We start from the raw sequence: 16,003 nt of genomic DNA on the forward strand, positions 1-16,003 counted from the left end.
AACCTCAGATCAGAACCACGTCGTACAGTTCTTGGGTGTAGAGCGCCTCGGCCTGAAGTCGGATCGGGCGGCCGATGAAGGCCTCGAGCTCGGCGAGATGGGCCGACTCCTCGTCGAGTAGACGGTCGATGACCTCCTGCGAGGCCAGCACCAGCAGGGTTTCGACCTCGAACTGACGCGACTCGCGCAGGATCTCGCGAAAGATCTCATAGCAGGTCGTCTGAGCGGTCTTCACCGAGCCGCGCCCGCCGCAGTAGGGACAAGGCTCGGAGAGCACGTGCTCGAGCGACTCGCGGGTGCGCTTGCGGGTCATCTCCACCAGGCCCAGCGAGGAGACCTCGGTGATGTGGGTCTTGGCGTGATCCCGGGCGAGACACTTCTCCAAGGCACGCAACACCTGGCGCTTGTGCTCGTCCTCGGACATGTCGATAAAATCGATGATGATAATGCCGCCGAGGTTACGCAGCCTCAGTTGCCGACAGATCGCCTGGGCCGCCTCGAGGTTGGTCTTGAAGATGGTCTCTTCGAGATTGCGGTGGCCGACGAAGGCGCCCGTGTTGATGTCGATGGTGGTCATGGCCTCGGTCTGGTCGATCACCAGATGACCGCCCGACTTGAGCTGAACCTTGCGCTGGAGCGCCTTGCGGATCTCCTCCTCTACCCCGTAGAGATCGAACAGCGGGCGCTCGCCCTGGTAGTAGTCGATGCGCTCCTTGATCTCGGGGATGTAGTTGGTCGCAAAGGCCCTGGCCTTGTCGACCATCGCCCGCGAGTCGATGCGCACCCGCTCCACCTCGGGCGTCACCAGATCACGCAGTGCGCGCATGGCCAGCGGCAGATCGTCGTGCACCAGGCCGATCTCGGTCGCCGCGGCGCAGCGCTCGCGGATCCCGCGCCAGAGCTTGGCAAGAAAGGCCATATCTCGAAACAGCGACTCCTCGGACACGCCGTCCGCCGCGGTGCGCGCGATGAAGCCGCCCTCGCCCTCGTGTGCATCGACGTAGCGCTGCAGAATGTCGCGCAGACGGCGCCGCTCGTCCTCGTCCTCGATCTTCTGCGAGACCCCGGTGCTCGCCAGCGCGGGCATGCAGACCAGATATCGGGAGGCCACAGAGATGTTGGTCGTCAACCGCGCACCCTTGGAGCCGAGCGGATCCTTCACGACCTGCACCACGAGCCGATCGCCCTCGTGCACCAGCTCGTGGATCTGATCGCTGCGCGGCACGCCGTGCGGCCCCATGATGTCGGAGGCGTGGAGGAAGGCGGCCCGATCCAGGCCGATATCGACAAACGCCGCCTGCATCCCGGGCAGGACCCGACAGACCCGGCCCTTGTAGATGTTGCCGACCAGACCGCAACGCTCGGCGCGCTCGATGATGATCTCCTGCACCACGCCGTTCTCGACCACGGCGACCCGGGTTTCCGGCGGCGTGACATTGATCAGGATCTCTTCGCTCACGGGAACACCGCTCGTTGGCCTGTCTTGATATCGTTTTGAGCCTACCTGCGTTCGTCCCGGAAAGACAGGCGGCGATTGTTTTCGGACGCGTCGCGAGACGGCGCTCAACCTCCGCCCGACGCCGACCCGATCACCTCGATCCCCGCCGCAGCGAGCAGTCGCCCCGTCTCGAACAGCGGCAATCCCATCACGCCCGAATAACTGCCTTGCAGATTTGCGACGAAGAGTGCGCCGATGCCCTGAATGCCATAGGCGCCGGCCTTGTCGCATGGCTCCCCGGTTTCCCAGTAGCTCAGGATCTCGGACTCCTGCAAGGCGCGAAAGGTCACCAGGCTGTCGCTCAGGTCGGTCAGCTCGCGCTCGTCGGCGATCAGGGCCACCGCGGTCAAGACCCGATGCGAGCGCCCGGACAAGGCCCCCAGCATGCGCGCGGCGGATGCCCGGTCCGCAGGCTTACCGAGTGTCACGTCTCCGAGGACGACGGCCGTGTCCGCCGCCAGCACCGGCCGCCGTTCGTCCTCGGACACCGCGGCACGGCCCGCACGCGCCTTCTCCAAGGCGACACGCCGAACATAGGTCTCGGGCGACTCGCCCGGCCGCCGCGTCTCGTCCGTCTCGGCCGCGACGAGGGCCACCCGCACGCCGATCTGCTCCAAGAGCGCGAGCCGCCGCGGCGAGCGCGAGGCGAGGTAGAGCTGGTGGTCGGTTCCAATGGCGGCCCGGGCTTGGGGCATGGTTCTTGAGTCCAAAGTTTGCGGTGGGCATCCTGCTGTCAGCCATCAGGCGGTTTCCGGGGATGGTGATCCCCGTAGGTTGGGCAAAGCGCAGCGTGCCCAACACACCGCCGGCACCTCGGTTGTTCTTGAATCGTTCCTTAGCGCTTAAATGATGACTACTCACCGCTCATGGCTCGGGGCTGAAGGAGCTGACAGCTGATCGCTAACAACGAACAGCGAACAGCCACTAGCCGATCGCTGCGAGCTCGCAGCGTCACTCGCCGCCGCCGCGATGGTAAGGATGCCCCTGCACCAGCGTCCAGGCGCGGTAGAGCTGCTCGGCGACGATCACCCGCACCAGCGGGTGCGGAAAGGTCAGCCGGGACAGGGACCATCGCTGATCGGCCCGCGCCAGGCAGGGCTCGGCTAGGCCATCCGGACCGCCGACCAGCAAGGCCAGATCGCGACCGCCGGCCAGCCAGGTCCGCAACTGTTCGGCCAGGACCTCGGTGCTCCAGGACTCGCCGGCCCCGTCGAGCACCACGACCCGCGCGCCTTTCGGAATCGCCTTCAACATGCGGGTGCCTTCCTCCGCGCGGGCTCGCTCCGCGCCGCTGCCCTTGCCGCGCTGGCCCGGCTCGATCTCGGCCAACGACAACGCACACTCGGAGGGGAGACGCTTGGCATATTCCGCGTAACCGGACTCCACCCAGGCGGGCATTCGCCGTCCGACCGCGATCAGACGGACGCGCATCGGCTCGCGACAGTTCGGAATGACCCGCTATACTCGAACGCCATCTTCATCGAATCTCGAATCATTGCCATCATGCCAGACTCACGTACCCGACTCACCGACCTCGCGAACCGCCGCATCCTCATCCTCGACGGTGCCATGGGGACCATGATCCAACGCTGTCAACTCGAAGAGGCCGACTATCGCGGCAAGCAGTTCAAAGATTGGCCCTCGGACCTCAAGGGCAACAACGATCTGCTGTCGCTGACCAAGCCCGAGATCATCCGCGCCATCCACGACGAGTATCTCGAGGCCGGCGCCGACATCTTGGAGACCAACACCTTCAACGGCAATCGTCTCTCCCAGGCCGACTACGGTCTGCAGGACTATACCGCAGAGATCGTCACCGCCGCGGCCCGGCTCGCCCGCGAGGCCGCCGACGCCTGGACCGCCAAGACCCCGGACAAGCCGAGATTCGTCGCGGGCGTCCTCGGCCCGACCAGCAAGACCGCCAGCATCTCGCCGGACGTCAACGACCCGGGCGCACGCAACACACACTTCGACGAGCTGGTCGAGGTCTATGCCGAGACGACCCGAGCACTCATCGCCGCGGATGTCGACATCATCCTGATCGAGACCATCTTCGACACGCTCAACGCCAAGGCCGCCGCGTTCGCGGTCGATCAAGTCTTCGAGGAAGACGGCATCGTCCTGCCGGTGATGATCTCGGGCACCATTACGGACGCCTCCGGGCGCACCCTCTCCGGCCAGACGGTCGAGGCTTTCTACAACAGCCTCCGCCACGTCAAGCCCTTCGCCATCGGGCTCAACTGCGCCTTGGGCCCGGATCTGCTCAGACCGCATGTCGAGGATATGGCGCGCGTTGCCGAGTCCTACACCACCTTTCATCCGAACGCCGGACTGCCCAACGAGATGGGTGGCTACGACATGACGCCGGATCAGATGGCCGAGCAGATCCAAGAGTGGGCGCAATCGGGGTTCCTCAACATCATCGGCGGCTGCTGCGGGAGCACGCCCGATCATATCCGCGCCATCGCGCAGGCGGTGGACGGGAAAACGCCGCGCCGCCCGGTCGAAGGGACTCACCGGATGCGTCTGTCCGGGCTCGAGGCATTCAACGCTTGAACCGCGCCCAAAAGAACCACGACCGCAAGAACCTCGTCGATGCGCAGAGCTTGCTCACCGGGATCGCAGATCCGGACCTGCGTCTGTTTGACTGTCGCTTCTCGCTGGCCGACTCCAAAGAGGGACGGCGAGCCTATGCGGAGGGCCATCTTCCGGGGGGCCGCTGACGCCGATCTCGACGCGCATCTCCTGCGTTGGATCGGACACGACCGGGTCGCCCTGCTCGACGGAGGGCTTCAAGCCTGGCTCGCCGCAGGTGGCGCGCTGACGCGAGAGGTCCCTCGTCATGAGCCGGGGGAGCTGATCGCAAGGCCCGTCGATACCCGATGGATCACAACCGAGGCGCTCGCCGCCGATCTGACGACAGGCCGGCTGACCCTGATCGACGCACGGGCACCCGAGCGTTTTCGCGGTGACCAAGAGCCCATCGATCCGGTCGCGGGTCACATCCCCGGCGCCATCAATCTGCCGCTGACGGACAACCTGGGTGCGGACGGCCGGTTCCACTGCGCGGAGCGTCTGCGCGAACGCTTCACCCGAGCGATCGGCCAGACTCCCGCGTCATCCGTCGTCCACAGCTGCGGCTCGGGCGTGAATGCCTGCCACAACCTCTTTATGAAACGCGGCCCCGTCCAAGACCAGGACAGGCACCGACTTGACTCCGAATGCCTCCGCCTCTTCCAGGCGCGAACGATCGTCGCCGAGATGGACGACCTCGACCTCATACCTCGCAGGGTCGATGGCACTGGCGAGATGTTGCTCGGCCGCGATGCACACGGGGCAACCGGCTGCAAGTGGTCGATCTCGGTCCTGCAAGCCATCGGCGCGGGCATCGCACGGCCCGGAGCACTGGAACACCATATCGACGGCATCTCCACCAAGGTCCTTTCAGAACGGCTGCGCAAGCTGACCCACTCCGAGCTGCTGTCCAAGCAGGTTTTCGCCGAGTCGCCGCCACGGACGGAATACAGACTCACCGAGAAGGGTCGGAAGCTCGTGAGCATCATCGATCAGATCAGGACGTTGGACGAGGAACCGGGGGAAACGGATCAGGGGGATCTGCCGGGTCGCCAGACGTCGATCCTGCGACTCCAAGCTGTCCTGACAACCGACGATCCTGGCGTATCGAGGGACGAAGATACCGCAACGACCAATCACAGATCACCGCTCCGATGGCTCGGCACCGGCGAGCGCGAACCGGCGCAACGCGCGAGTGACGGTCGAGCCGTGCACGCCGAAATGCTCGGCGCGCCATCGCCTCGCGCGGCGTCGCGGATCGATCGCCGATGGAGGCAGCTTAAACCGAAAAGGGCGGATCACCGGACCTGACCCCTGGAGCGAGCTAGCTTTTTCAGTCGTCGGAGGAAGTGTCACGAAGGCTTCACGCCCAAGTGAGAGGATGCCGCGGACCCGACGTCTTGACGACCGTCGGTCAACACTGCGTCCAGGTTCCGGCACGTTCCCAACCTAGGCGAGGCTATCAACACTGACAAGGAGCCCGAACTATGCGTCCCTATCATGTCGCAGCCTTTGCGCTTGCAGTGATTGCTAATCTGACCTGGACGACGCCCACCGTGGCGCAGGAGGTTCGAATCAACGGAGCCGGGGCCAGTTTCCCCTTTCCGCTCTATTCCGCTTGGTTTCGGCACTACAACCGGATCACCTCCGGGGTCCGAATCAACTATCAGTCGGTCGGCAGCGGGGCCGGGGTGCGGAACCTCATCAATCGTACGGTCGATTTCTCTGCCAGCGATGCCGCGATGACCGACGCCGAGATCGCGGAGGTACAGGACGGCGTCGTCATACTGCCGATGACCGCCGGGCAGGCCGCCCTCGCGAGTGCCGACCTCTCCAGCGATGACCTGCGGATTTGGGTGACCGATCCATCCGACCCGGCGGCCTATCCCATCGCCACCTTCACCTGGATGCTGTTCTTCCGGAGCCACGGCAACGACCGGGTCGCCGAAGCCCTGCGCGACTTCGTCACCTGGGCCATGGCGGACGGACAAGGCATGGCCGAGGAGCTCGGCTACATCCCGCTGCCCGAGATTTTGGTCAAGCGCGTCCTTGCGCAGGTCCCCGACATCCAGTAGTCGGAGCCGGCGACGCCACGTCGAGGGAGTATCGTCGTCGGCCACCGGGAGCGCACCGTTCCAATGCTGTTCCAGGATCCCCCGGCAGCGTTCCACCGGATTGTATTTGCTGTGATAGGGCGGGTAGTACAACAGCTGAACGGGTTTGCCGATGTGATCGGCGAACGCGACCATGCGGTTGAGAAATGGGGTGCGCCGCCCGTTGCTTTCCGGGCCGTTGTCGGCCTTGATCTGAACCAGGGTGATGCGCTCGCGCTGCTCGGGCGATTGCCGTTCCCACCAGTCATACAGGCAGTCGACGATGAAGTCGCTGGTCTTGGCGGAACTTCCGAAGGTCAGGTGCAGCGCGCCGGTGTCCTCGTTGACCAGACCGAACGGGGTGTCTTTCTCATGACAGCCCATGCCGTGGTCGGCGGCCTTGACCTCGCCACGGCGACAGCCGCCGCGCGAGTACTCGCCGATCATCACCGTGGCCTTGCAGTCGATGCTCGGTCGCGCGACCTGTCCACCCTTGCCGCGTTGGTCTTTGGCCCGGATATTGTCGAAGATGGCATCGGTTTGCGGGACTTTTTTTGGGGTTTGGCCTTGAGCACCGGCCGCAGCCGGTAACCGTTGCGGTTCAGGATCTGGGCCATCGTGCTCGGCGACGGCAGCTCGGCCTCGGCAATGCCGCGCGCGCGCAATTGCCTCAGGGCTTCTGCCGCGGTCAAACGGGTGAACGACTGCGTCGTGCGGAAGGTCGGGTCTTGTCGCGAGTGCGCATCCGCCAGCTCCCACAGCACCGCCGCCGCCGTGGGATGTTTCTCTTCCCAGAGCTTGTCGCCGCCGAACGCCGACTGTGCGCTCAAGCAGACCACCCCGGTGCGCTGCTCATGCAGGCCCAACTCCACCGCTTGGCGGCTCCACCCGAAAACGGCTTCGGCCTGCCGCGCGCTCCCGGCGCAATACTTCACGGCCATCGCCGCTTGGAACGCCCGTCGCTCCGCTCCGAGCATTTTCGAGGCGGCGAGTTTGAGATCCTCGCGATGCCCCGCATCCGGAGCGGTTGGATTCGAATGAGAGATCATGACAATCCGCGCGTTGATTCAGAGCCAGTCGCGACTATCGCACACAATGGTATGTGTTTCCTCGTAAATCGCCTTAGGACGGCTTCAGAGCAAGAATGCTGGATTACAAGACCCTACGGCGCTTGACCGCTACGTCGCTTTCGACTGTAGCGATTGTCGACGAACTTCTGACCTGACCGAGACCAGACTATTTCAGCAGTGTAGATGCCCATAGTGTTGTGCGCTTTAACGCCCATCAACAACGGCGACCGCGAAGCTGGCGTCCGTTTGCTTGAGATTGTTAGGGCGGCCGGGGTATAATTGTACGGCATTCCCGTACATAAATTGGTGGTTACGATGGAAACAGTAAGTGTAAATAAGTTTAGGGAAAACCTGAAAACTCTAATAGAACAAAGCGTTAGCAGGCACGAGCCGCTTAGAGTCTCCCGGCGTTCCGGGCAAGACTTTGTGGTGATTAGTGCCGAAGACTGGGATCGTGAGCAGGAAACGCTGTACGTCATGCAGAACAGTAGCCTGATGCGGCAACTGGCCGAGTCGGTCAAAACTCATACTGAGCGCAAGGGATACACGCCTACCAAAGAGCAAATGGATGAGATCACTGGTATTTGAGGGTAAAACTTGGGAAGCGTATGAAACCATGCGCCAAAAGGATAAAAAACTGCACGATGCTGCTCGAAAAATAATCAAAGAGCTCATTCGCTGCGACGACCCCGCTGTCGGGATAGGTAAACCTGAGCCCCTGAAGCATAACCTGGCCGGATTTTGGTCAAGGCGCATGAGCCAGAAGGATCGGATTGTGTACAAGTTCGATGAATCATCAATCTATATCTTTGCTCTGGGTGGCCACTATGACGAGCCCTAACGTATACCTCATATAGGCACAAGCTCACATTTTTTGAATGCCTGGAATTTCAGCGTGAGTAAAGAGTCCAGCTCCTTCTTGTGCGTGGTGTGCGTTTGTTTTAGGCAGTCGGTGATTGCAGTTCGGAACTCGGCGAAATTAGGATAGTATTTCGAGTAGAGCACTTCTTTCTTGACGAACTTCCACAACCTTTCGATCAGGTTCAAATTCGGTGAATAGGTGGGAAGATAAAGCAGTTCGATATTCAGCTGCAAAGCCAGCGCTGTGACGATATTGCACTTCTGGTAGCGCGCATTGTCCATCACCAGCGTGATTGGCACGTCGAGATTCAGCATGGCAATGCGTCGCAACAGGTCGCAGACGCTTACCGCAGTGATATAGGTATCGTTCGTCACCATCACCAGTTCATGCGTGATCGCGTTCAGCGCACCGAGCACGTTGAAACGTTTTCTCCCGGCGGAAGTCTTTAAAAAAAGGCGGGAGAATGACCACAGAATGCCGAGAAAGGCACCCATTACAAAGTGAGCAGCATCGACAAAAAATAGCGCGTTTACCCTGTCTGGCTTCTTCGATGCGCGGCTCTAACTTATTGATAATAAACTGTTCTTGCTCCTCCGGATCGGCTTTCGAGGGGATGATTCCGACTCGTCTCGGAGCCATGCCGAGCGAATTGAGAAACCGCCCCACGGCGCTCGGACTGCGCTTGATTCCCGTCAGCTCCTCGATCATGGCCGCCGCCTCGTTGATGGTCGCAGGCGGATGCGCGCGGAAATGGGCTTCGAGTCGATAGCGATGCTGCTCCAACTCGCTTATCGGGGCGTAGAAGTTGAGCTCCGTCAGCTTTTTGATACCACCGGACTGAAACATCCCTAGGTACTGCCGTAAGGTGTTGCTGGAAATTCCCGCGAGCCGACAAATCTCCCGGTGCGCAAGGCGCTTGGCTCTTCAGCCACAGCACCTCCATTCGCCTGCGCACCCTTGGGTGTGGATGCTCGTAACGCAACTTCTGTATTGTCTTCAAATCCTGCTCGGAGAACTCGATTCTGATCATCGTCTAAAAAACACTACAAGGCGGCCCGTCGGTAGCGATAAGTCTAACTCGAAGTTAAAATGTTATCGAGCATTGCTGAGAGTCGACATAAGGAAAGTTGCGTTTATGCCTATAAAAGGTATAGAGCTAACCGGCGCTGCGCGGCTTTATTGCCCAGCGTCTGGTGGACCGCAGGGTTCGGCCACATTTTCACGCGCTACGGGAATGGCGCGCTACGTACTCACGAAGTACGCCGTCCATTCGCGACTGCCAACCTTCGCCGGTTGACTTGAAGTAGGCAACGACCTCGGGGCTGTAACGCACCGACACAAGCAGCTTCTGGGGCACAAACCGGGACAGACCACGGCTTCCTGCTATCACTCGGTGCATCTGTTCCCGCGGGACAACGACCTATCGGTAGGACATGCGGAACGGCCTTCGAGATGCGACCAACGGTGGTTTCGTCCTGGGCAGTGAACGCTTTCAACAGATAACGAAGATGGTCGGTCGGCGCACTTGGCACGGCACGTCCGGCCGACCGCGGAAAGACCTGGCCGACGCCGATCAGCTCGATCTGCCGATACAACCCAGAAACCGTGGTCTGTCCCTGGTATTCTATGTGGCGCTCACCTGGGTTGCCCGGACTGCGGAGACGAAAGGCAAGACCTGAGCCCAGCGCTCCTAATTTCCTCTGCAGTGGGGGAAACCGTGGTCCGTCCGCAGTTCGTCGTTGCCAGAAGTGTAGGAAGATGACAGCGGACAGACAAGCGTGTATTCGCCGCCTGCCTCGCTCTGGACCGCACCTCGATTCGGAGCGGTCTGGGCATGGAAACAGCTTAGCCCAGCGATGCTCGAAACAAGACCCGTCGCCCCCTATCTGCCAACGAGCCCTGAGCGAGCACGATGAGCGATGTCATCGGCAAGAAGCTTTTCGGCCCGCCGCCAGCGTCGGCTGGTTTCGCCTACTCGGGTGACCAAGCCGGATCGAGAATCTGATCTGGCGGCCAGAGGCATGTCTCGGGGAAATCCGAGAGTCCGGTCTCCTGCGCGGCTTGTGACGTCGCGTCGTCCCAAACGCCCGCCCACCAGTCGGGGTCGTCGAGCTTTGGAAGCAGGCTCGGGGTCTCTCGGAGTCTACGCAGGATTCCTCGCCGTTGGTTTCTGATGGTGATCTGCCAGCTGGCTCCGCGGCGACCGGGCTGTATCTGCCACTTCAGCAGGTGAGCCAAGAGCAGTGCCATGCGGTTCGTCAGCTCTCTCTGCTCACTCTTTCCCACGTCTTCGATCTCCTCGGCCAGATGGGCAATATCCAAGAGGTCGAACCGTCTTTCGCGCAGCAGTCTTGCTTGTTCGGACGCCCAAGCGACCACGTCTTCTTCGTACCTTGTTGCGTTCGTCATGGTGGCTGATCCGCTAATCGTCGTTGGTTTCCCTCGCATCGGATGACTATAGATCTGAATCCGGACACAAAAAAGCCCGCTGGGGCGGGCTTTGTCGAGCGGACTTAGTGGGCTTTGTGGTCAGGTCCTGAAATCACTTATCCGATGGCTCGACTCCGGCGCGGCCGATCCGGCATCGGCGCGCTCGAACCGGCGCACGGCGCGACTGACGGTCGAGTAGTGCACGCCGAAATGCTCTGCGATCTTCTGCATCGTATAGGCACCGCTCAGGAATGCCTGCGCCATCGCCTCGCGCGGCGTCGCGGATTGATCGCCGAACGCCGACAGCGTCTTCGCGAGCCCGCGGCGCTGGGCACGCGGAACCTCGCGAAAGCGCTGCGGATCGCTCGCCAAAGCACTGTGGCGCTCGACGAAGCCGTCGGTGCCGAGGAAGACCTGGCACCGCAGTCCATCCCACACGCTCGACCGTCCGACCCCCTCGGCGACGAAGGCCGCTTAGGCGGCTTGCGCCGGGGCACGCGCGGGCCCGAACTGCCCGAGCACCCAGTCGGTCTCCAACCAGGGCTGCGCCGGAACCCGCCCCAGCATGGCGGGATAGCTGCTCCAGACCCAATCACCCGCATCGGCCATCATGCCGGCCCGCACCGGATTGAGCACGACGTAACGCGCCAGCTCAAGCAGATAGGTATCGCGCTCGACGAGAATGCCCTTGAAGCGGCCCTGAAACAGGTGTCCAACCAGGCCATGACGACGATTGACCCGCTGGGTGAAGACGCCGTTGAGCTGCCGCATCCCCTTCGACAGATTCCCCTCCGCGGTCTCCACCACGACATGATCGTGATTGGTCATCTGGCAGTAGGCATGACAGCGCCAATTGAAGCGTGCGCAGACCTCCGCGAACACCGCCAGCCAGGCCGCCCGGTCCTCATCGTCACGGTAGATCGCCTCGCGGCGATCGCCACGCGAAGTGACGTGGTACAACCCGCCGGCGAGCTCGATTCGGAGTGGTCTAGCCATGGAAACAGCTTAGCCCAGCGATGCTGGAAAACAAGACCTGACCCTGGGATTCCCTCGTCCGCGCGGCTCCGGCTCAGTCGAACAAAATTGCTTCGAGTCTGGCCTGAACTTCATCGAGGATGGACTGAGGGACTGTCTCTTTGAAGCGTGCCTGGCGGGTGCGCCAGTCGAGTGATTTGAGCCGATGACAATGGATAGCACCCTGGGTGTCGGTTCCGGCTCCGATAAGTGTGACGACGGTTCCGTGGGTGCGTGCGGCGGCGGCGGTGCCTTGTGAGATTGGGCAGATCATGGCCAGCCCGTGCTGGTTGAAGAGCTTGCCGCTAACGACGAGGCCGAAGTGTGGGCCTTGCATTTCGCGGCCCGATGAGGGGTCGAAGTCCAGATGCACGATGTCGCCGCGATTGGGGTGATAGGCCATCAGTCGCGCTCCAGTCCGACCGAGGGCATGTCGTCCCAGCCTTCAACGCGCGGCAGTCCGTCGGGCATTTCGGCGAGCAGGTCAGCGAGTTTGTAGCGTGGACGGCTGGGGGCTTCGATGGTAAGGGTGTTGCCGCGCAGGTGTAGTGCGACTTGGGAGCCCTCGTGGAGGCGGTTTTGGTCGATGAAGGCTTTGGGGACGGTCATCACGAGTGAGCCGCCGGCTTTGCGTAGGGTTTGCTGCATGTTGGGTCTCCTGTCGGTTTCGAGTCCTACTTTAGTAGAACTTGCGGTGCTCTTCAATGATGCTGCCGTTGGCACGGTGGTCAGGTGTGACAGCGGGCGGCGTGTCGCGGGCGGCAGGTGTGACAGGCCGGCTGGGGTGTTGGGGGTGAAGCTGGAATAGGCATTGCGATCGATGAGTTGAATCTGGCGGGCGACGTTGGTCCGGTCTTTGACGGAGAGCCGATAGAGCGGTTGATCAAGACCGCTCCCGTCTCCGGGAGACGACTCCCGATTCATTCATTCGACTGCAATGGAGAAGATCCATGAAAAAGCATCAACAGGGCTTTACCTTGATTGAACTCATGATCGTGGTGGCGATAATTGGGATTTTGGCGGCGGTGGCGCTGCAGACCCGCCTGCTGGTGGCAGCGACGGCTTCCGGCCCCCGCCCCAAATCGTGGATTCGGCGCGTGGCTGATGTTCCTTTCTAATCAGGTGCCCCCACAGATCTCACGCAGCGATGCTCGAAAACAAGACCCTACAGCCCGGTATCCCGAAAGCCGCTCCAACAGGCGGCGATGCCGGTCAGGTGCGATTATGCCGATCGCACCAAGCAACCGGCTCTCGGGCAGCACGGCCAAGAATCCCAATCGGGTGAGCGATGGAAACGTCAGACCGTTGGCGGGGGCTCGCTCATTAAACCGGCCACCCAAAACCCAAAGAGCTCGTGACATCCGCTCCGCGGTGTCACGCATGCCCCTGGCGCTCTGCGCCACGTGCCACGATGGACGGAGTTACGAGCAAGGCCGTTGGCGGCGTAGTCGTCATGGTTCGCCGGGATCGGATCATCGAATCGGTGTCGATGCCGTCCCACAGGGTTTCAACCGGGCTGACGCGGCCGGCCAGCGCGTCCGTCCAGCACTCGCGGAAGGACTCGCTCACGCTGGGCAAGGGCTCATCCGCCTCGATGCTCTCGCGGAAAGAATGCACCATACGCAGCAGCAAGGAGCGGTAACGCATGGACGTGCGCTCGATCTCGGCGTGGAGCTGCTCGGTGATGTCGTCGGCCGGCGCTGGCATGGGTCTAATCCCTTGGCTAAGGTGTCGCTGCGATCGACTGCAATTGAGTGCTGACGCCGCAGACCAACCCGCCCCCGAAACCCGGCATGCGCCGCTGGGCAATCGTCGGGCGGTTCTTCACGCGCCCGTCGGCTTGGGGCAGCGACGTCAGAGCCACGCCGCCCTCGTTCACGGACGTCTGACATCAGTCAGTCTGTACTCGGGTTCGTCGTCCCCATGGGCGAGGGCGAGGCCGGACCCGGCGAGGTTGGACCACTGCGCACGATCGCCGTCCATTGAAGGTGACACCATTGTTACCAGTAGCCGAGCGTTGCCGGGAATCTCGAACGGCTCGTCGAGAACGATCGACTGGCCGTCGAAATGGGCGTTCAGCGTGATGCCGGGCATCGGGACCTCGCGGCATAAGAAGGGGCCGGTTGCAGAACAACGTGCCGGGATCAATTGATCTATTCCCCCGGTCAGGTCGACTCTCCTCGTCGAAGGCATCCGTGTCGCCTCCGTCGCACTGCGCCAGTCGAAAGCTAGCACAAGGTTGCGGTGTCTGCCGCGATCCGAGTCCGTGGACGCGGGGTTAGGTCTCATATGTACCACATACCCCGCTCCGCTCACCGAGCGACGCGATAAGTGTGCCATGGCACACCCTCTCGCCCTGCTCTCGCCCATTTTTTCCTTGGCCTTAAGGATTTCCTGCTATATTCATATCTGCTAAAAATGAATATAGGAGGTGTCTCATGGCGACAACATCCCTGAGCCTAGGGGAACACTGGGAAGTCTTCATCAAGAACGAGATCACGACCGGCCGGTATGGCTCGGCAAGTGAGGTAGTACGCGATGCGCTGCGTCACATGGAGGAGCACAACGCCCGATTGGCTGCGTTGCGTGAACATCTGGCCGAAGGGGAGGCGCAGGCACGTCGTGGGGAGTTCGTCGAGAATTACTCCCTTCAAGGTCTGTTGGCGGAAATGGATCGTGAGGGATGAGCGGCCGCTATCGGATTACCCCACGAGCTGCTGCAGACCTGCGCGCGATTGCCCGCTACACGGTCCAGACCTGGGGCAACAAGCAACGCGATATCTATCTTTCAGCCATCGATCGGCGGTTCTCCTGGCTTGCGGAGAATCCGAGTCTCGGGAAGCCTCGTCCGGAGGTCGGTCACGGATACTGCAGCTACCCGGAAGGCTCCCACGTCATTTTCTATCTCATGAGCGAGGATGGGATTGATATTATCGGCGTTCCACATCAGCGCATGGATGTCCTCAGCTACTTCACCGGTTAGCATCCCGGGGCGGCGGAACGTAGACAAAACCACAATAGCTTTCTCCGGCGGTTTTGAAAGCGTCGGTATCGCGAATGCTCACGGCATCTTCACGCTCGAACCTGAGCACGGAACGAGTCATGACCCCATTGGCTCCTCACAGCAGCCAAAAGATTGCATTACAAGACCTGACCGTATGCCGTAACAGGCTGATTAACTTGCGGGTTTAAGTCCCGCCGATGGAGTTGCTCGTACACCATTGTAGTGCCCCGGAGCGGCGTTTGGGTAACCAAGGGTCGTGAGTTTCGTGGGTGCAAAACCGCAGGCCGCAGCGCAAGCGAACCTGGATGTAGCCTCGTCACTTAATCGAAGAAGCCGACCCTGTGGTCAGAAGGGGAAGGCCGCCGCCGGTGGGAAGAGACAACGAGAGCGTCCCATCGATTCTTCCGGGGTAGCAGGGGTGGCATGTGGTGGAAGTTGATCAGTCCCAGTGCGGGAGACCCGTGACGGTGGCGGCGCAGAACCGTCAACCGTGCCGTATAAGGCGAGTCCGAAGTCGACGCGGGCCGTCACGGGAGTCGGAGGGGCTCATAGTACCGTTTGAGGGCCTGGGACAACATAACCCGGCCCGAGGAAAGGAGCCCTACTTTGTGCACGCATCCAAAGCGCGGAGGATCAGGAGATTGCGACCTTGTCGCTAGCCACTCCAATAATGATCAGGACGCTGTGGCGGACGCTTGATTGTCGAGCCAAGCTTGCTGGAGTGCAGCGCATGCTCGGCAGTGACGCACATCGGAAAGCCGTGTACGGGAGAACTGTATGCACGGTTTGATGAGGGAGGGCTGGCTACCGGGACCAGGGTTCGGCTAGTGAGGCACCGCCAAACGAAAGGGGCGGCAACAGATAGGCCGGATCTACCGTCACGGGACACCTGCCCTCTACTCTACCCGTCGCCTCTGACCGGTACCGGGGCGCGTGGAAAACCCGAAGCAGGCATGCGTGGAAAAACGTTGGGGCGCTTGAACGTGACCGACCTCTCCTCTCTATTACCCTCAACCTTTCCAGAGAGCTCGTTGAGCTTTCGCTTGATGTCCCAATAGTTCGGGATCACTTGGTTGAGGACTTCCAGCGGGTAATTATCGACCACCTGAGTGATCTTGACCCGCAAAGACAGCACGGTACCGTCCAGCGCGTCGAACGCCGCCCGGTAGATGTGGCCGATAGACTTGTGGATGTTGCGGGACGCGTAGTCGGGATCCGAGGCGCCGTCCGGGGCCTGAGTTCCGACGCGCGCTACGATGACCCGCATCAGATGGTCGAACGCGTCGCGAAGCTCTTTGATGACCTGGAGGTTGGACCGGGAATCCGGATCGACCTCTTCCGAGTAGAGGATAAGCGCCTTCGCCTGAACGTATAGGTCGGCAAGCGTCTTCAGGTCCGGGATGTCTTGGTCCAGGGTAGGCTGTTCCCGCGGCGGATCGAACGGAAAATCCATGTCCG

At 61.6% G+C, this 16,003-nt stretch carries 21 protein-coding genes and 3 pseudogenes; 9 read left to right on the forward strand and 15 right to left on the reverse strand.

The features are described 5' to 3' along the window. Positions 1-4: 4 nt before the first annotated feature. From rng to rlmH, 3 genes are all read right to left on the reverse strand, one after another. Complete coding sequence (gene rng, locus KFB96_RS12150) at positions 5-1,459, reverse strand: ribonuclease G (protein ID WP_213458179.1); 1,455 nt, start codon at positions 1,457-1,459, stop codon at positions 5-7. A gap of 104 nt (positions 1,460-1,563) precedes the next feature. Then, positions 1,564-2,193 carry a nucleoside triphosphate pyrophosphatase gene (locus tag KFB96_RS12155; protein ID WP_213458178.1) on the reverse strand — a complete coding sequence of 210 codons (630 nt, stop codon included), beginning with the start codon at positions 2,191-2,193 and terminating at the stop codon, positions 1,564-1,566. Between the two features lie 256 nt (positions 2,194-2,449). After that, positions 2,450-2,929 (reverse strand): 23S rRNA (pseudouridine(1915)-N(3))-methyltransferase RlmH, encoded by a 480-nt coding sequence (rlmH, locus tag KFB96_RS12160; protein ID WP_213458177.1) that lies wholly within the window; start codon positions 2,927-2,929, stop codon positions 2,450-2,452. A gap of 72 nt (positions 2,930-3,001) precedes the next feature. Here rlmH and KFB96_RS12165 point away from each other — a divergent pair, with 72 nt between their 5' ends. The 4 genes from KFB96_RS12165 to KFB96_RS12180 all read left to right on the forward strand — a co-directional run bounded on the left by KFB96_RS12165 (position 3,002) and on the right by KFB96_RS12180 (position 6,147). Further along, positions 3,002-4,054, forward strand: coding sequence for a homocysteine S-methyltransferase family protein (locus KFB96_RS12165; RefSeq protein ID WP_213458176.1), 1,053 nt, complete (start codon positions 3,002-3,004; stop codon positions 4,052-4,054). Continuing rightward, positions 4,051-4,221: a hypothetical protein gene (locus tag KFB96_RS12170; RefSeq protein WP_213458175.1), complete on the forward strand. Its 171-nt coding sequence runs from the start codon at positions 4,051-4,053 to the stop codon at positions 4,219-4,221. Before KFB96_RS12165 ends, KFB96_RS12170 begins: the two co-directional genes overlap by 4 nt. Next, complete coding sequence (locus KFB96_RS12175; RefSeq protein ID WP_213458174.1) at positions 4,190-5,383, forward strand: winged helix-turn-helix transcriptional regulator; 1,194 nt, start codon at positions 4,190-4,192, stop codon at positions 5,381-5,383. The genes KFB96_RS12170 and KFB96_RS12175 overlap by 32 nt, the downstream gene beginning before the upstream one ends. A gap of 176 nt (positions 5,384-5,559) precedes the next feature. Further along, positions 5,560-6,147: a substrate-binding domain-containing protein gene (locus tag KFB96_RS12180; protein WP_213458173.1), complete on the forward strand. Its 588-nt coding sequence runs from the start codon at positions 5,560-5,562 to the stop codon at positions 6,145-6,147. A 108-nt stretch (positions 6,148-6,255) separates the two neighbouring features. Here KFB96_RS12180 and KFB96_RS27560 read toward each other — a convergent pair. Continuing rightward, positions 6,256-7,214, reverse strand: a pseudogene (locus KFB96_RS27560) (hypothetical protein); the annotation flags it as partial. A 336-nt stretch (positions 7,215-7,550) separates the two neighbouring features. Here KFB96_RS27560 and KFB96_RS12190 point away from each other — a divergent pair. Then, a complete protein-coding gene (locus KFB96_RS12190; protein ID WP_213458171.1) occupies positions 7,551-7,823 on the forward strand; it encodes a type II toxin-antitoxin system Phd/YefM family antitoxin in 273 nt (90 codons plus the stop codon). Further along, positions 7,804-8,076, forward strand: coding sequence for a Txe/YoeB family addiction module toxin (locus KFB96_RS12195; RefSeq protein ID WP_213458170.1), 273 nt, complete (start codon positions 7,804-7,806; stop codon positions 8,074-8,076). The genes KFB96_RS12190 and KFB96_RS12195 overlap by 20 nt, the downstream gene beginning before the upstream one ends. An 8-nt stretch (positions 8,077-8,084) precedes the next feature. Here KFB96_RS12195 and KFB96_RS12200 read toward each other — a convergent pair. The 7 genes and pseudogenes from KFB96_RS12200 to KFB96_RS26760 form a co-directional block, all read right to left on the reverse strand. Then, positions 8,085-9,127, reverse strand: a pseudogene (locus KFB96_RS12200) (IS630 family transposase). Positions 9,128-9,316: 189 nt separating this feature from the next. Further along, positions 9,317-9,496, reverse strand: a complete 180-nt coding sequence (locus tag KFB96_RS12205; protein WP_213458169.1) for a BrnA antitoxin family protein — start codon at positions 9,494-9,496, stop codon at positions 9,317-9,319. 572 nt (positions 9,497-10,068) lie between these two features. Next, positions 10,069-10,506, reverse strand: a complete 438-nt coding sequence (locus KFB96_RS12210; RefSeq protein ID WP_213458168.1) for a DUF29 domain-containing protein — start codon at positions 10,504-10,506, stop codon at positions 10,069-10,071. Between the two features lie 120 nt (positions 10,507-10,626). After that, entirely contained in the window at positions 10,627-10,965 is a 339-nt protein-coding gene (locus KFB96_RS27565) for a helix-turn-helix domain-containing protein (protein WP_366931494.1), read from the reverse strand. Positions 10,966-11,001: 36 nt separating this feature from the next. Then, on the reverse strand, positions 11,002-11,523 hold the full coding sequence (locus tag KFB96_RS27570) for a transposase (RefSeq protein WP_366931493.1): 522 nt from the start codon (positions 11,521-11,523) through the stop codon (positions 11,002-11,004). Positions 11,524-11,596: 73 nt separating this feature from the next. Beyond that, complete coding sequence (locus tag KFB96_RS12220) at positions 11,597-11,944, reverse strand: type II toxin-antitoxin system PemK/MazF family toxin (RefSeq protein WP_213458167.1); 348 nt, start codon at positions 11,942-11,944, stop codon at positions 11,597-11,599. Further along, positions 11,944-12,465 carry an AbrB/MazE/SpoVT family DNA-binding domain-containing protein gene (locus KFB96_RS26760; protein ID WP_300971638.1) on the reverse strand — a complete coding sequence of 174 codons (522 nt, stop codon included), beginning with the start codon at positions 12,463-12,465 and terminating at the stop codon, positions 11,944-11,946. Before KFB96_RS26760 ends, KFB96_RS12220 begins: the two co-directional genes overlap by 1 nt. Positions 12,466-12,491: 26 nt before the next feature. On the opposite strand from KFB96_RS26760, the pseudogene KFB96_RS12230 reads away from it, so the two are divergent. Next, positions 12,492-12,575, forward strand: a pseudogene (locus KFB96_RS12230) (prepilin-type N-terminal cleavage/methylation domain-containing protein); the annotation flags it as partial. Between the two features lie 340 nt (positions 12,576-12,915). Here KFB96_RS12230 and KFB96_RS12235 read toward each other — a convergent pair. From KFB96_RS12235 to KFB96_RS12245, 3 genes are read right to left on the reverse strand one after another with little or no spacing between them, the layout of a single operon-like run. Then, positions 12,916-13,248 (reverse strand): hypothetical protein, encoded by a 333-nt coding sequence (locus KFB96_RS12235; protein WP_213458166.1) that lies wholly within the window; start codon positions 13,246-13,248, stop codon positions 12,916-12,918. 16 nt (positions 13,249-13,264) lie between these two features. After that, positions 13,265-13,405, reverse strand: coding sequence for a hypothetical protein (locus KFB96_RS12240; RefSeq protein ID WP_213458260.1), 141 nt, complete (start codon positions 13,403-13,405; stop codon positions 13,265-13,267). 11 nt (positions 13,406-13,416) lie between these two features. Beyond that, the gene (locus tag KFB96_RS12245; protein WP_213458165.1) at positions 13,417-13,635 is read right to left on the reverse strand and encodes a hypothetical protein; all 219 of its coding nucleotides are present in this window, start codon (positions 13,633-13,635) and stop codon (positions 13,417-13,419) included. A 344-nt stretch (positions 13,636-13,979) separates the two neighbouring features. On the opposite strand from KFB96_RS12245, the gene KFB96_RS12250 reads away from it, so the two are divergent. Together KFB96_RS12250 and KFB96_RS12255 are read left to right on the forward strand one after the other, a co-directional pair. Continuing rightward, positions 13,980-14,228 (forward strand): type II toxin-antitoxin system ParD family antitoxin, encoded by a 249-nt coding sequence (locus KFB96_RS12250; RefSeq protein WP_213458164.1) that lies wholly within the window; start codon positions 13,980-13,982, stop codon positions 14,226-14,228. Then, on the forward strand, positions 14,225-14,524 hold the full coding sequence (locus KFB96_RS12255) for a type II toxin-antitoxin system RelE/ParE family toxin (protein WP_213458163.1): 300 nt from the start codon (positions 14,225-14,227) through the stop codon (positions 14,522-14,524). Before KFB96_RS12250 ends, KFB96_RS12255 begins: the two co-directional genes overlap by 4 nt. Before the next feature lie 922 nt (positions 14,525-15,446). Here KFB96_RS12255 and KFB96_RS12260 read toward each other — a convergent pair. Then, entirely contained in the window at positions 15,447-15,998 is a 552-nt protein-coding gene (locus tag KFB96_RS12260; protein WP_213458162.1) for a hypothetical protein, read from the reverse strand. Between the last annotated feature and the right edge of the window lie 5 nt (positions 15,999-16,003).

It is taken from the genome of Thiocapsa sp., from assembly GCF_018399035.1.
Lineage (GTDB): Bacteria > Pseudomonadota > Gammaproteobacteria > Chromatiales > Chromatiaceae > Thiocapsa.